The following is a 14019-nucleotide window of genomic DNA, read 5'->3' on the forward strand; positions in this document are numbered from 1 at the left end:
ACTCAGCTCCCAAGGATGTTGTCGAGCTCGGCCAGCCAGACGCGGGCGTTGCCGTCGGAGGGGGAGCGCCAGTCGCCGCGCGGGCTCAGCGCGCCGCCGGCGAGCACCTTCGGGCCGTTCGGGACGGCCGTGCGCTTGAACTGCGACTGCATGAAGCGCCGACAGAAGACGCCGAGCCAGTGCGTGATCTCGGCCGGCGTGTAGGAGCGCTTCTCATCCTCGGGGAAGTTCGCCGGCCAGTCGCCCTCGTCGGCGTCGCTCCAGGCCCGCTGGGCGAGGAAGGCGATCCGGTTGGGCCGGAAACCGTGCCGCAGCCAGTAGTAGAGGGCGAAGTCGTGGAGCGCGTACGGGCCGATCGCGTCCTGCGTCGACTGGGGCCGGTCGCCGTCGCCGACGGGGACGAGCTCGGGGCTGATCTCGGTGTCGAGGATCGACTGGAGGACCGCGCCGACCTCGCCCGGGAACTGCCCCGAGGCGATGACCCAGCGGATGAGGTGCTGCATGAGCGTCTTCGGGACGCCCGCGTTCACCGCGTAGTGGCTCATCTGGTCGCCGACGCCGTAGGTGCACCAGCCGAGCGCCAGCTCCGACAGGTCCCCGGTGCCCAGCACGATGCCGCCGCGCTGGTTGGCGATGCGGAACAGGTAGTCGGTGCGCAGACCGGCCTGCACGTTCTCGAAGGTGACGTCGTACTCGTCCTCGGCGTGGCCCAGGTCCTGGAGCATCCGGGTCGCGGCCGGGCGGATGTCGAGCGTCTCGAAGGTGGTGCCGAGCGCCTGCGCCAGCCGCATGGCGTTGCCCCGGGTGCGCGAGCTCGTGGCGAAGCCCGGCATCGTCACGGCGAGGATGTCGGTGCGCGGGCGCCCGGCGAGGTCCATCGCCCGGGCGGCGACGAGCAGGGCGTGCGTCGAGTCGAGCCCGCCCGAGACGCCCAGGACGATCCGCGGCTCGCCGATCGCCGCGAGCCGCTGGCGCAGCGCGGCCACCTGGATGCTGTAGGCCTCGTAGCAGTCCTGAGCCAGCCGCGAGGAGTCGGCGGGGACGAAGGGGAAGCGCTCGACCTCGCGGGCCAGCCCCAGATCGGTGCGCGGCGGGTCGAGGACGAAGTCGATGACCTCGGCCCCGTCGTCGAGGCCGGCCCCGGCCAAGCGGACGGCGTTGTCGTCGAAGGACCCGTTGCGCAGCCGCTCCCCGGTCAGCAGCGCCAGGTCGACGTCGGCGACCGAGGCGCGCGGGCCGTCGGGGAAGCGCTCGGTCTCGGCGAGCAGGACGCCGTTCTCGTGGATCATCGTCTGGCCGTCCCAGGCCAGGTCGGTGCTCGACTCGCCGAGGCCGGCGGCGCAGTAGACGTGGGCGGCCAGGTCCCGGGCCGAGGCCGAGCGGCACATGAGGCGGCGGTCCTCGGCGCGTCCGACGGTGATCGGCGAGCCCGAGATGTTGACCAGCACGGTCGCCCCGGCCAGGGCGGCGCGCGAGCTCGGCGGCACCGGGACCCACATGTCCTCGCAGATCTCCACGTGCACCTGCAGGCCCTCGACGTCGCGGGCGCGGAAGTGCAGATTGTCGCCGAAGGGCGCCCGTCCGAGCCCGCCGAGGTCGATGGCGCCGCGCATGCCCGCGCCGAGCGCGAAGTGGCGCTTCTCGTAGAACTCGCGGTAGTTCGGCAGATAGCTCTTGGGCGCCACGCCGAGCACCCGGCCGCGGTGCACCACCACCGCGCAGTTGTACAGCCGGTTGCCCCGCCGCAGCGGCGCGCCGACGATGAACAGCGGCGTCAGGGCGGCGGTGGCCCGGGCGAAGGAGCCGAGCGCCTCGAGCGTCGCGTCGAGCAGCCGCCCGTTGAGCAGCAGATCGTCGATGGCGTAGCCGGTCAGGCTCAACTCGGGGAAGGCGACGACGGCGGCGCCGCGGCCCGCCATGCGGTGCCCCTGCCCGGCCAGGCGCTCCGCGTTCGTGGCCGGGTCGGCGATCGCCACGGCGTTCGTGCACGCGGCGATGCGCGCGAAGCCCTGGTCGTAGAGCGAGGCGAAGTTCATGGCCCTCCTGTCGTCTGCCGGTGGTGGCCCCCATTGTCGCCCCGCGGCGGCGGGCGACGCACTCCGCGCCCTGCGCCGGCCCGTCAGCTGGCGTCGACGAGACGGTAGCCCCGGCGCACCACCGTCCGGATGGACGCCGGGCTGGCCAGCGCCTCGCGGAGGCGGGCGATGGCGACCTCGGCGGCGTGCGGGTCGGTCGAGTCGCCGGGCAGCACGCGGAGGATCTGCTCGCGGCTCACGGTCTCGCCGGGGTGCCCCGCGAGCAGACGCGCGACCGCCAGCCCGCCCGGCGACAGGCGGAGCGGCCGCTGGCCGAGGGCGGCGTCAGTGGCGTGGACGCGCAGCAGGCCGGCCGGGATGACGCAGGTCAGGGCGTTCTCGGCGACCCGCGTCGAGATGTACCGGACGAGCGCACCCATGCGCCCGCGCTCGGGGCAGCCCGCATCGAGACCTGCCCCGACGAGGGGCTCCGCGGCGACCGGGCCGACCGCGGCGAGGAGCAGCCGGCCCGCCAGGTTCTGGGCGCGCACCTCGGCGAGGGCCCCCGCCCGGTCGAGGGCCCGCACCCAGGCGGCCGAGCCGGGCGAGGAGGTGAACGCCACCGCGTCGAAGCGGGCGGCGCGCAGCTCGTCGATCGAGTCCGTCACGGCCCCGGCGTCGGGCGGCGGGCCCCACCGGTAGACGGTCAACGGCGTCACCTCGGCGCCCGCCTCGCGCAGCGCCTCGGACAGGCCGTCGTCCCCGGCGCCGTGGCACTGGACGACGACGCGCCGGCCCTCGACGCCGGCCCCGAGCAGGCGGTCGAGGATCTCGCGGGAGCTGGCCCGGGGGGAGACCCATGCCGGCTCGGCCCCCGCGCCGCGCAGCGCGCCGAGCGCCTTCGGGCCCCGGGCGATCGTGGAGGTGCCCCGGAGCATCCCGGCGAGCGCCTCGGACAGGCCCGCGGTGTCGGCCGCGTCGAGCCAGGCGCGCAGGCCGATGCCCGTCGTCACGACGACGCAGTCGGGCGGTTCGTCGATGAGGTCGCGGGTGACGCCCAGCAGGCCCGCCTCGTCGATGTGGTGCTCGACCCCCAGGATCGAGGCGATGACCGTGCCGGCGCCGCGGCGCCTCAGGGCGGCCGACAGGTCCTCGGCACGGCGCTGCGCGGTGATGAGGACGCGGGCGCCGGCCAGCACCTCGGTGAAGGCCCCGTCGACGAATCCGTGCGCGGCCGGGCCCCGTGCGGGGAGCTCGGCCTCTGGATTCGTCACGGGCCAAGCCTGTCACGCCCCGCGCGCCCGACGAAGCGGTCTCAGCCGGAGAGTCGCCGCCCGGACGAGGCCCGACGGTGCGCGCCGGGGTGAGAGAATTCACGGGTTCGTGCACCGACAGGAGGACCGATGGACGCCGAGACCTTCGTGCAGCGCTACCGGGTGGAGCGCCGCAACACCGACTCCCTCAAGTGGGACGCCCTGGGCGAACGATTCGGCAACCCCGATCTGCTGCCCCTGTGGGTGGCCGACACGGAGTTCCGCGCGCCCGAGGCCGTCCTCGACGCGCTGACCGCCCGCGTGCGGCACGGAGCCTTCGGCTACGCCACGGTGCCGGACTCCTACTTCGAGGCCTTCGACGCCTGGGCGGCGGCCCGCGGCCAGGCCCGGGTCAGGCGGGAGCGGGTGCGCTTCGGCACCGGCGTCGTCTCGTCCTTCTACTGGATGATCAGCGCCTTCACCGAGCCCGGCGACGCCGTCCTGCTCACGACGCCGGTCTACTACCCGATGCACAGCGCGGTGCGCGACACCGGCCGCCGGCTCGTCACGAGCGAGCTGGTCCGCGACGGGGCCGGCGAGTACGGCTTCGACCTCGACGGCTTCGAGCGCGCCGTCGTCGACGGCGGCGTGCGGCTGTGGATCGCCTGCTCCCCGCACAACCCGGTCGGCCGCGTGTGGACCGAGGACGAGCTCGACGCGGTGCTGGGCATCTGCGCCCGCCACGACGTCCTCGTCGTCGCCGACGAGATCCACCAGGACATCCTGCCCGGCACCCGCCCGTTCATCGCGATGTCCGAGGTGGCCGGCGGACGCCACCGCGACCGCGTCATCACGCTGAGCGCGGTCTCCAAGACCTTCAACCTGGCCGGCCTCGTCCACTCGCACATCGTCATCCACGACGAGGGCCTGCGCGCCCGCTACGACTCCTGGGCGAGGGCCTACGTGCAGACCGAGCCGAACATCCTGGGGCTCACCGCCGCCGAGGCCGCCTGGCGGGGCGGCGCGGACTGGCTGGACGGCTTCACCGAGCTCCTCCGCGTCAACGACGCGGGCTTCCGGGCCCGGGTCCGCGAGGTCGCCCCGACCGCCCTCATGCCGACCCTCGAGGGCACCTATCTGCTGTGGCTCGACCTGCGCGACTACGTCCGGCCCGCCGACATGCGCTCGTTCCTCCAGGACACCTGCGGGCTGGCCGTCGACTACGGCGAATGGTTCTCGCCGCAGGCGAAGGGCTTCGTCCGCTTCAACCTGGCCACCACCCCGGCGATCCTCTCCCAGGGGGTCGAGCAGCTGGTCAACGGCCTGTCCGGGCTCGCCTGAGCCATGGCCGCCGGACCGGCCGGGGGCTCGCGCGCCGCAGGGGCCCGGGACGGGCGGCGCGCCGGGGGACGACGGGCCCTGCGCCTCGGCGGGACCGTCTGCGCCGTCGCGGTGACCGCGGCGCTCGGCTGCGCGGTGGCCCCCGGTCTCGTGGCCCGCGCCGGGGCCGAGGCCCCGCTGGACGACGCCGTCACGAGTGCCCCGTTCCTCGCCTGGGCGGTGAGCAGCGTGCGCGCCGACTCCGGGGCGACCGGTTTCGTCTCCGCGTCCATCGCCCGCGCCGAGCTCGAGCTGACCGTCCGCGCGCCCGACGGCCGGGACCAGCTGTGGAGCGTCCGCCCGCAGTCGCTGCCACGGCTCGTCTCCGGCTCCCCGCCGCGCACCGGGGAGACGGCCGGCGAGTTCTTCCAGGCCGACGCCGAGCAGCTCTCGCGCGCCTGGACCCGCTACGCCGGGTCGATGACGGCCTGCGGCGAGGAGTTCACACGGGTCGAGGCGGCCGCCGGGGCCGGCGGGGCCGCCCGCATCACCGCGCACTGCACGCGCGGCGACTGGACCGGCACGCCGACCGTGGGCATCGTGCAGGACTGGATCGGGACGCGCGTCGTCCAGGTGCACAGCGATCTGGGGACCGCCGCCGCCCTCGGCTCGGTGCTCGGCGACCTGGACCGTCTCGCCCCGGCCGGGGGCGCGGCCGTCGTCCGGCTGGCGAACCGGCAGGACTGCGCGGCCGAGGCGCTGTGGCCGGCCGAGGACGCCGGCGGCGCGCCGGGCGGCGGCCGGCCCTGGATGGACCAGACCCGCCTGTGCTCGGGAGGGGGCCCCTCGGAGGGCAAGCTGCCGCTCACCGTCGTCGACGAGCCCTCGGCCCCGGACGGCGTCGGGGATGCCGGGGCCGGGGATGCTGCGCACCGCGTCGATCCGGGCGGGCTCGACGCCGGGCTGCTCGCCCGGCTCCTCGCCGTCCCCGAGCTGCCCACCGCGTCGCCGACCGCCGAGGCGCTGAGCATCGGCTGGTCGGACGCCCACGGGCAGGTCGTCATCGTCGCCGACAGCCGCATCGGCCAGGACGCCGGCGCCCGGCGCCTCACCATCACCTACGCGCTGGACGGCGCCGAGCTGGCCCGCGGCTGAGGGGCCGGTCCGAACCCGCCCGGACGGGCGCAGGGCCGCCCCGGTCGGACGAGCGGTGGGCGCCGTTCAGCCGTTGGCGACGCCCACCTCGTCGGTGTAGGCGCAGTACCAGGTGAGCGAGTCGCCGTCGGCGCGGAAGAGCACCTGGTGGAAGCCGTTCGTCGTCTGGTCGCGGCCGCCGCCGAGGGCCACCCACGTGACTCGGTCGAGCGGGAGCTCGGGGGCGCCGGCATCGGGCGCCAGTTTGAACGGCCTGGTGGCGATCTCGGTGGTCGCGCGGCCGTCGGAGGCCGGGTTGAGGCACGGGCCGGCCGAGGCGCGGACCGGGGCCGTGCGGATCGGCACGCCGTTCTCGAGCGTGATCGTGTTGGTGACCTCGTGCGACGGAAGATCCGAGCAGGCCTCGCCGTTGCGGATGAGGCGCGTCGCCGTGATCGTGCCGGCCGCCGCGTCGACGCTCAGGGACTTCGTCGCGTTGCCGCACGAGGAGTCGTCGGTGATCGGGTACGGCGACTGGACGGCGGTGCCCCGGGCGGCGTCCCAGGTCCAGATGTAGGCGTGGTGCCAGTAGCCGTTGCCCTCGCCGCTCGTCAGCCAGACGACGGCGTCCTCGTCGCCGTCGTGGTCGAGGTCGGCGTACTGCACGGGGTTGCCGCTGGTCCCGGTGTCGACCTGCCACCAGAAGTCCTGCGAGGGCGTCGAGCCGGCGTGGAGCGTCTGCCCCGAGCGGGCGTCGTACCAGTCGGCCCCGGCGAAGTCGAAGCCCTCGATGGCCTTGGCCCCGTCGGTGCTCGTGGCGCCGGGGGAGGTGCTCGTGGGGCCGAAGCCCGACGGGTCGCCGTTCTTGGCCGAGGGGTTCTGGGCGCAGCCGGCGGCCGACAGGACGGCGGCGGCGAGGAGCGCGGGGACGATGCGGCGGGTCACGGGGCCAACACGGTTCATGGGGCCAACCCTAGGCGAGGCGGCCGCCCTCGGGCCGCAGCGACCGGCCCGGGCCCGTCGGTCGACCCCGAGGCGCTCCCCGATGACGGGGCGTCGACGACCCGGGCGGGCCCCCTGCGGACCCCGTCGGGCGTCCCCTGAGGGGCCCCCGACGGCGGCGCCCCCCGACCAGGGGCGATCCCCGGATGCGATTCTTTCGCCCGGCCATCTGTGGAACACTTGCCGTGACGACGGAGGTGGACTCGATGGTTGAGCTGGCGCGCATCGCCTTCGTCTCGTTGCACACCTCGCCCGTCGCGTCCCCCGGCACGGCCGACGCCGGCGGCATGAACGTCGTCGAGCTGAACTCCGCCATGGCGCTGGCCCGGGCCGGCCACGAGGTCGACCTCATCACCCGGCGCGACGACCCCGACGCGCCCGACCGGGCCGAGATCGCGCCCGGCGTGCGGCTCATCAACCTCGACGCCGGCCCGGCCCGGGTCGTCGCCAAGAGCAGGGCCGAGGCGCTCATCGAGCCCTTCCGCGAGGCGATGGGACGGCTCGACCACGACTACGGGCTCGTCCACTCGCACCACTGGTTCAGCGGGGTCGCGGCCCTGCCGCTGGCGCGGCGCTGGGGTGTCCCGCACGTCCAGAGCTTCCACTCGGTGTCGGCCCCGCCCGGCACGCACTCCCTGTCGGACGGCGAGCCGCCCGAGTCGCCGGGCCGGCCCGGCGGCGAGGCGCTCGTCGCCGCGGGCTCCGACCTCATCGTCTCGGTCTCCGAGGCCGAGAGGCGGACCATCATTGAGCGCTACGGGCCGCTGTCGACGCCCATCGTGCCGGTGCACCCCGGCGTCGACGCCGACCGCTTCCACCCCCTGCAGCCCGGCGAGCGGCACTGGGCCTGGGGCGCCACGGGCGGCTGCTACTACCTGTTCGCCTCGCGCCTCCAACCGCTCAAGGGCCCCGACCTGGCCATCCGCATGATGGCCGAGATCCCCGAGTACGACCGCCCGCACCTGATCGTCGCCGGCGAGGCCTCGCAGGACTTCACCGACTACGAGGCGCGGCTGCACCGGCTCGTGCACGAGCTGGGCCTCGACGAGCACGTCGTCTTCCTCGGCTCGCAGAACCGCGACGAGCTGGCCTGCATGCTGCGGGGCGCCTGCGCGCTCATCAACCCGAGCTACTCGGAGACCTTCTCGCTCGTCTGCCTCGAGGCCGAGGCCAGCGGCGCCCCGGTCATCGCCGGCCGCGTCGGCGGCATCCCCGAGGCGGTCCGCGACGGCGTCACCGGGATCCTGCTCGAGGGCCGCGACCCGGCCGAGTGGGCCGCGGCCGCCCAGTCGGTCCGCAACGACGAGGCGCTGCGCGAGCGCATGGTGCGGGCCGCCCGCGACTTCGCGCGCGAGCGCAGCTGGGACCGCACCGCGGCGGGACTGCTCGCCGCCTACCGCCGCGCGACCGGCTGACCGGTCGTCCCCCGGCGGGGCGCCCGGCGGACGGGGCCGGCCCCGCCGACCGTCCGGGAGAAGAGGAGCAGCACCGTGCCCATCGACAACACCGCCGTGATCGAGCGACTCATCGGCGACCCCGCGGGCCTGCGCGTGCTGCTCGTCCACGCCCACCCCGACGACGACACCCTCTCGACCGGCCCGCTCGCCGCCCGGGTGACGAGCCGGGGAGGCCGCGTCGACCTCGTCACCTGCACGCGCGGTGAGCGCGGCGAGGTCGTGGACGGCGTCCTGCCCGCCGGCACCTCGCCCGACGGGCTCGTCGCCGTGCGCGAGGGCGAGCTCGACGCCGCCTGCGCCGAGCTGGGCATCGCCGAGCGGTGGTTCCTCGGCTCCGCACCGTGGCGCGCCGCCGGGCTGCCCGAGTGCCGCTACGAGGACTCGGGGATGCGCTGGGTGACGCCGACGCTGGCCGGGCCCGCCGCCGGCGCCGGCGCGCGCGCCCTCACGAGGGCGCCGCTGGAGCAGGAGGCCGCCGACCTGCTCGCAGGGCTGGAGGGCCGCGGCTACGACGCGCTCGTGAGCTACGACGACGGCGGCGGCTACGGTCATCCCGACCATGTGCGCTGCCACGAGATCGTCGCCCTGACGTGCGAGCGCGCCGGCCTGCCCTTCGTCCAGGTGCTCTCGCAGGAGGACAACCCGGCCGCCGGCGACGCCGCCGCGGCCGCCTGGCTCGACGTCGACGACCCGGCGCTCGAGGCCCGGGTCGTCGCGGCGCTGCGCCGCTTCCGCACGCAGCTCACCGTCGTCGGCTCCGGCGCCGAGCGGTGCATCCGCCACGTCGGCGGCCAGCGCCAGGCGATCCCGCGGAGGATCGGCCTGCTGTGAGGGCTGGGGCGGACCGGGGGCGTTCGTCGTGACGAGGATGCGTTCGGGGCGGGACCGGCGGGATCGATTCACGCACGGCGACAGCCTCCGCACCGACTCGCGGGGCGGAGGACGGCGGCCATCCCAACGGGCGGGTCCGCGTCTTCCCCGCCGACGCTGACGGATTCGGCGCGCAGCCCGCCCGATCGGGGCTGAGCGCGTGCCGTCCGCGAAACCGACAACGATCCGGAGAACGTCCGGCCCCTCGCGGCGCGCCCGAGCGGTTCGTCTGCTGCGACTTCATCGATCTCTCCTCCGACCGGGACCCGCCCATGCATGACGGCTGGTGGATCCTTCCGCGCAGTGATCCGGGAGGGCCCGGTGGACTTGCCGCGCCGTTCCGCTGAACAAGCGTGCGTGGCGGGCTGTCATGACATCTGTCACATCGACCGGCACACAGGTGCCCCGACTTCTCATGAGCCTCCCATGTTCCCTCGCCAGAACGGTTCCCGGCGTCACAGGATCGATGGCGGAACAAGGATTACCCGCTCCTCGGCGCACTGAAAGGATCCTCATGGCCCAGTACCTGAATGACCCGTTGACATCTCGTGAGCATGATCCGAATGCAGCGATCCGTCTCGAATCCCTCACGAAGACGTTCCGGGCCCCGAGCGGAGGAACCATCACCGCCGTCGATGACGTCTCGTTCACCATCGACCGGGGCGAGGTCGTCGCCTTTCTCGGCCCCAACGGCGCTGGAAAATCCACGACGATCGACCTGGCCCTGGGACTGCTCGGGCCGGATTCCGGAAGCGCACGCATCTTCGGACTCGACCCGATCACTGCCGCCCATGCAGGACTGGTCTCCGCCGTCATGCAGTCCGGAGGCATGCTCCCGGACCTCACCGTGCGCGACCTGATGCACATGGTCGGAGGCCTGTTCCGCGAAGCCGAGGTCGACAGGTGCATGGCGCGGGCCAACATCAACGAGCTGGCGGACCGGAAGATCTCCACGTGCTCGGGCGGGGAGATCCAGCGCGTCCGCTTCGGGATGGCCCTCATCCCGAATCCTGAGCTGATGATCCTCGACGAACCCACCGCCGCCATGGACGTGGAGGCCCGGAGGACCTTCTGGGAGCGCGTCCACGAGGACGCGGACCGTGGCCGCACGGTTGTCTTCGCCACCCACTACATCGAGGAGGCGGACCAGTTCGCGGACCGGGTCATCCTCATCCAGGACGGTCGGATCATCGCCGATGACACGGCGGACAACATCCGAGCCGCGAGTTCGGGCCGCATCGCCTCCTGCGTCCTGCCGGCTGACGCCGCGCGGACGGTCCTCGATGGCCCGGGGGTCAGCATCGTCAAACGGTCCGCGGGCCGCACCTATCTGCACAGCACCGACTCCGACGCCCTCGTGGGCGATCTCGTACGAGTCGGAGCCACCGACATCGAAGTTCTCCCGCAGAGCCTCGAGGACGCCTTCCTCACCCTCACCCGCAAGAACTGAGAGACCATCATGTCCCTGCTCACCACTGCACCTGTTCTCGCCGATCACGCTCCGGCCCGGGCTGTCAAGACATTCGCCCCCGTCTCCGCGAGGCCGGCCGGTGGCCTCAGCCTCACCTACTTGGGCCACGAGTTGAAGCGGCCCTTCAACAGGCAGGCCCTGCTCATCAATGTGGCGCTTCCCGCAGTCCTCTATCTCGCGCTCCACCGGACCGGCAGCTCGCACACCGCTCCCCCGCACGGAAATTTCGCCATGTGGATGATGATCGGCATTGCGGTGTACGGATCGGCCACGGCCTCCACGTCGACCGCAGTGGGAATCGCCATTGAGAAGTCTTCGGGCTGGATGCGCACCATGCGTCTCATGCCGATCTCATCGGTCGGATATGTCCTGTCCAAAGTGGCTTCCGCCATGCTCTCGGCCGTGCTGCCCGTCGTTGTCGTCGGTCTTCTCGGCTGGGGGACCGGCGCCGAGGGGAATCTGCGGGTCTGGATTCTCGGTCTGCTCACCGCATGGGGCGGTTCAGCGGTCTTCGCCGCATTCGGGCTCGGTATCGGGTTGACCCTGCGCGCCGAGATCGTCACGTCGATCCCCGGTCTCACGACGACTGCACTCGCCTTCATCGGCAACCTCTTCCTCCCCCTGTCGGGCAGGGTGCTCCAAGTCGGCCGCTGGACTCCGATGTTCGGGGTGTCCGACATCGCTCGTCGTGCCCTCACCGATGGCTGCTCCCTGTCCGGTGTCCACTCCTCGTTGACCTTCGTGCTCCTCGACGTCGGCGGCTGGTTCGTCCTGTTCGTGCTGCTCGCCGCACGCGCCTACACGAAGAGTTCGGGCCGCGCGTGAGTGGTCCTGCACGAACCACGGGGAGGAAGGATGGAAATGACCACCGCGATCGTCATCTGCCCAGGGCAGGGGGCCCAACGGCCCCGAATGCTGACGCCCTGGATCAGGGAGCCGGCCGCCTCCGCACGGTTGCGCGAGTGGTCCCTCCGGGCGGGGATCGATCTGGCAGCGCTCGGCACGGAGGGCTCGATGGCCGAGATCTCCCGCACGGAGAATGCCCAACCGCTGCTCGTCGCCCAAGCCCTTCTCATCATGACCGAGGTGACCGGCCGGAGCATCGCGGTGGCCGGTCACTCCGTCGGCGAACTGTCTGCCGCGGCGATGGCCGGTGTGCTGGAGCCGGGCGAGGCCGTGCGGTTGGCCCGTCTCCGCGGGTTGGCCATGGCCGAGGCCTGCAGGGCGGCGGAGACGACGATGGCGGCCGTCCTGGGGGGCGACCCCGCGGTCGTCGCCGATGCCATCGGGGCGGCCGGTGCATCCGTGGCCAATCGCAATGGCACGGGGCAGGTGGTTGCGGCCGGATCGCTGAAAGCCATCGAACGACTGACCAGTGCACCTCCGGAGGGCTGCGCGGTGAAGCGTCTGGCGGTGGCGGGAGCCTTCCACACCCCGTTCATGAGGCCCGCACTCGAGGCCTTCGGCCTGGCGGCAGACGAAGTCCCCTTCCGTGCAGCCCCCATTCCGATCATCCAGAACCTGGATGGTCGAGTCATCCGTGACGGGGACGAGCTCCGCGATCGTCTGGTGCGTCAGATCACCGCTCCCGTGCGCTGGGACCTGTGCATGGACACGATCGAGTCGCTCGACCCGGGGATGATCGTGGCCGCTCCTCCCGGCAGGACGCTGAGCGGCCTGGCCCGCCGTCGGCTCCCCTCGTCATCGGTCATGTGCGTCACCACCCCTCGAGATCTCACCCGGAAGGCATGATCATGGTCGTCCAAGAACTCCTCTGGAACTCCGTGAGGAACCGCCCCGACAGGCCCGCCGTGAGCGATCGCACGGAACGGCTCCGCTGGTCGGAACTGGGGGCGAGGGTCGCCGCAACGGCCGATGAGCTCACCGATCTCGGTGTCCGCCCTGGTGACCGCGTCGTCGCTCTCGCCGGGCCGTGCGTCCGAACCGTCGTCCTCATGTGGGCGGTGCTGGAACTCGGTGCCGTGTTCGTCCCGCTGCACCCGGGTCTCACGAGAATGCAGGTCGACCACGTCGTCAACGACTGCGATGCGCGAGTCGTCGTCGCCGACGGTCCGGCCGGTGCCCCCCTCGCCGGAGGCCGACGGGTCATCGACCTCGCCGATCTTCCTCGCGTCAGTGCCGCGCCCCGCCCCCGTCGTGCAACGACCTCGGAGAACGCTCCGGCCCTGCTGATCTACACCTCGGGCACGACCGGGAATCCCAAAGGGGTCGTCTGCCCCCATCGTCAGGTGCGTGCAGCAGTCGAGTCGATCGGTTCCTGTCTCGGCTACCGCAGCGACGACGTCATCGCCTGTCGTCTTCCGCTCGCCTTCGACTACGGCCTCTACCAGCTCCTTCTCGCCGCTGACTGCGGGGCCGAGGTCGTCATCGTCAGTGCCGCCGAGGACGTTCGCCTGCTGCGCATCATCGTGGAGCGGGGCGTCACGGTCGTTCCGCTGGTTCCATCGCTGGCCCGCATGCTCATCGCCCTGCACCGGCACCGTCCTGTCGGCACGGTGCTGCGCCTCGTGACGAACACCGGCGCCCGGATGGCGCCCGCGCTCATGGAGGAGTTCCTGGAGCGTTTCCCCCGGGTGCAGTACGCCTCCATGTACGGCATGACCGAGTGCAAGAGGATTTCGATCCTGCCCACCAACGAATGGCGGGCTCATCCCGAATCCGTGGGACGAGCCATCCCGGGGGACGAGATCCTCATCCTCGACGAGAACGGCGAACCGGTCGGGACGGGTCATCCCGGTGAGATCGTCGTCCGCGGCCGCACCGTGATGAGTGGCTACTGGGGTGTCCCCATGGAGGCTCAGGACCGCTATCGCCGGGCTCTGGACGGATCGGTCGAGTTGCACACCGGCGATCGAGGTCGCCTGGACGACACCGGCAGGTTGTTCTTCATGGGCCGCAACGACGACATCGTCAAACGCCATGGCATTCGAATCTCGCTCAACGAGATCGAATCCGCGGCCGAGCGGGTCGAAGGGGTGGATGCTGCCGTCGCCCTCCACCCGTCCGGGCCCTCCGAGAGCCTCACCCTCTGCTTCACGGGTCCGGCCGATCCCGACTCCCTCGGCATCACTCTCGAGGAGTTCCTCGATCAGGCGAGGGCCCCCGACCGGATCATCCGCATGGACTCCATCCCCCTCACGCACAACGCGAAACCCGATCGACGTCAGCTGGAGAACCTCTGCCTCGGCACCGTCTCCTGAGCGTCGCCTCAACCGGAATAAGGAGCAGAACATGACCATCGAAGAATTCACCGCAGTCATCTCGACCGCAGCGCGAGTCGAGCTCGATGACCCCCAGACCAGTTTCACGGCCCAGGGACTCGACTCGCTCGGTCTCCTGAACGTCCTCGTGGCTGTCGAGGACAGCTACTCCATCGAGATCGACCCCGCGTCGTTCGCCGATGGGCTGCCCCGGACCCCGGCGGAGATGCATGCCTACGCCGAGAGCGCGGTCACGACTCATGCGGAATGAGCGCA

Annotated in this window: 12 protein-coding genes; 9 read left to right on the forward strand and 3 right to left on the reverse strand. The window is 72.5% G+C overall.

Translation table 11 applies throughout. The features are described from left to right. Positions 1-2: 2 nt before the first annotated feature. Together EGX94_RS06750 and EGX94_RS06755 are read right to left on the reverse strand one after the other, a co-directional pair. Positions 3-2036 carry an NAD(+) synthase gene (locus tag EGX94_RS06750; protein ID WP_021796375.1) on the reverse strand — a complete coding sequence of 678 codons (2034 nt, stop codon included), beginning with the start codon at positions 2034-2036 and terminating at the stop codon, positions 3-5. A gap of 83 nt (positions 2037-2119) precedes the next feature. Continuing rightward, on the reverse strand, positions 2120-3289 hold the full coding sequence (locus EGX94_RS06755; RefSeq protein ID WP_021796383.1) for a uroporphyrinogen-III synthase: 1170 nt from the start codon (positions 3287-3289) through the stop codon (positions 2120-2122). Positions 3290-3418: 129 nt separating this feature from the next. On the opposite strand from EGX94_RS06755, the gene EGX94_RS06760 reads away from it, so the two are divergent. Together EGX94_RS06760 and EGX94_RS06765 are read left to right on the forward strand one after the other, a co-directional pair. Continuing rightward, complete coding sequence (locus EGX94_RS06760) at positions 3419-4609, forward strand: MalY/PatB family protein (protein WP_021796392.1); 1191 nt, start codon at positions 3419-3421, stop codon at positions 4607-4609. Positions 4610-4612: 3 nt separating this feature from the next. Then, entirely contained in the window at positions 4613-5743 is a 1131-nt protein-coding gene (locus EGX94_RS06765; protein WP_028706496.1) for a hypothetical protein, read from the forward strand. Positions 5744-5809: 66 nt separating this feature from the next. Here the strand turns inward: EGX94_RS06765 and EGX94_RS06770 are convergent, their stop codons facing one another. Further along, positions 5810-6685, reverse strand: coding sequence for a hypothetical protein (locus tag EGX94_RS06770; RefSeq protein WP_123826091.1), 876 nt, complete (start codon positions 6683-6685; stop codon positions 5810-5812). Between the two features lie 224 nt (positions 6686-6909). On the opposite strand from EGX94_RS06770, the gene EGX94_RS06775 reads away from it, so the two are divergent. The 7 genes from EGX94_RS06775 to EGX94_RS13400 all read left to right on the forward strand — a co-directional run bounded on the left by EGX94_RS06775 (position 6910) and on the right by EGX94_RS13400 (position 14014). Further along, entirely contained in the window at positions 6910-8139 is a 1230-nt protein-coding gene (locus EGX94_RS06775) for a glycosyltransferase (protein ID WP_226906013.1), read from the forward strand. A 75-nt stretch (positions 8140-8214) separates the two neighbouring features. Then, complete coding sequence (locus tag EGX94_RS06780) at positions 8215-9012, forward strand: PIG-L family deacetylase (RefSeq protein ID WP_021796376.1); 798 nt, start codon at positions 8215-8217, stop codon at positions 9010-9012. A 553-nt stretch (positions 9013-9565) separates the two neighbouring features. Next, a complete protein-coding gene (locus tag EGX94_RS06785) occupies positions 9566-10501 on the forward strand; it encodes an ABC transporter ATP-binding protein (protein WP_051383708.1) in 936 nt (311 codons plus the stop codon). Between the two features lie 9 nt (positions 10502-10510). Next, entirely contained in the window at positions 10511-11347 is an 837-nt protein-coding gene (locus tag EGX94_RS06790; protein WP_021796385.1) for an ABC transporter permease, read from the forward strand. 36 nt (positions 11348-11383) lie between these two features. Further along, positions 11384-12274 carry an ACP S-malonyltransferase gene (locus EGX94_RS06795; protein WP_021796381.1) on the forward strand — a complete coding sequence of 297 codons (891 nt, stop codon included), beginning with the start codon at positions 11384-11386 and terminating at the stop codon, positions 12272-12274. 2 nt (positions 12275-12276) lie between these two features. After that, entirely contained in the window at positions 12277-13743 is a 1467-nt protein-coding gene (locus tag EGX94_RS06800) for a class I adenylate-forming enzyme family protein (RefSeq protein WP_043120169.1), read from the forward strand. A 31-nt stretch (positions 13744-13774) separates the two neighbouring features. Continuing rightward, positions 13775-14014 (forward strand): acyl carrier protein, encoded by a 240-nt coding sequence (locus tag EGX94_RS13400; RefSeq protein WP_021796388.1) that lies wholly within the window; start codon positions 13775-13777, stop codon positions 14012-14014. Positions 14015-14019 lie beyond the last annotated feature (5 nt).

The organism is Propionibacterium acidifaciens (genome assembly GCF_003798325.1).
Taxonomy (GTDB): Bacteria; Actinomycetota; Actinomycetes; order Propionibacteriales; family Propionibacteriaceae; genus Propionibacterium; species Propionibacterium acidifaciens.

Bases quoted from the DNA above. Each gene is read 5' to 3' on its own strand.
- EGX94_RS06750 (WP_021796375.1), bottom strand. From the start codon at position 2,036: ATGAACTTCGCCTCGCTCTACGACCAGGGCTTCGCGCGCATCGCCGCG.
- EGX94_RS06760 (WP_021796392.1), top strand. From the start codon at position 3,419: ATGGACGCCGAGACCTTCGTGCAGCGCTACCGGGTGGAGCGCCGCAAC.
- EGX94_RS06765 (WP_028706496.1), top strand. From the start codon at position 4,613: ATGGCCGCCGGACCGGCCGGGGGCTCGCGCGCCGCAGGGGCCCGGGAC.
- EGX94_RS06770 (WP_123826091.1), bottom strand. From the start codon at position 6,685: ATGAACCGTGTTGGCCCCGTGACCCGCCGCATCGTCCCCGCGCTCCTC.
- EGX94_RS06785 (WP_051383708.1), top strand. From the start codon at position 9,566: ATGGCCCAGTACCTGAATGACCCGTTGACATCTCGTGAGCATGATCCG.
- EGX94_RS06790 (WP_021796385.1), top strand. From the start codon at position 10,511: ATGTCCCTGCTCACCACTGCACCTGTTCTCGCCGATCACGCTCCGGCC.
- EGX94_RS06795 (WP_021796381.1), top strand. From the start codon at position 11,384: ATGACCACCGCGATCGTCATCTGCCCAGGGCAGGGGGCCCAACGGCCC.
- EGX94_RS06800 (WP_043120169.1), top strand. From the start codon at position 12,277: ATGGTCGTCCAAGAACTCCTCTGGAACTCCGTGAGGAACCGCCCCGAC.
- EGX94_RS13400 (WP_021796388.1), top strand. From the start codon at position 13,775: ATGACCATCGAAGAATTCACCGCAGTCATCTCGACCGCAGCGCGAGTC.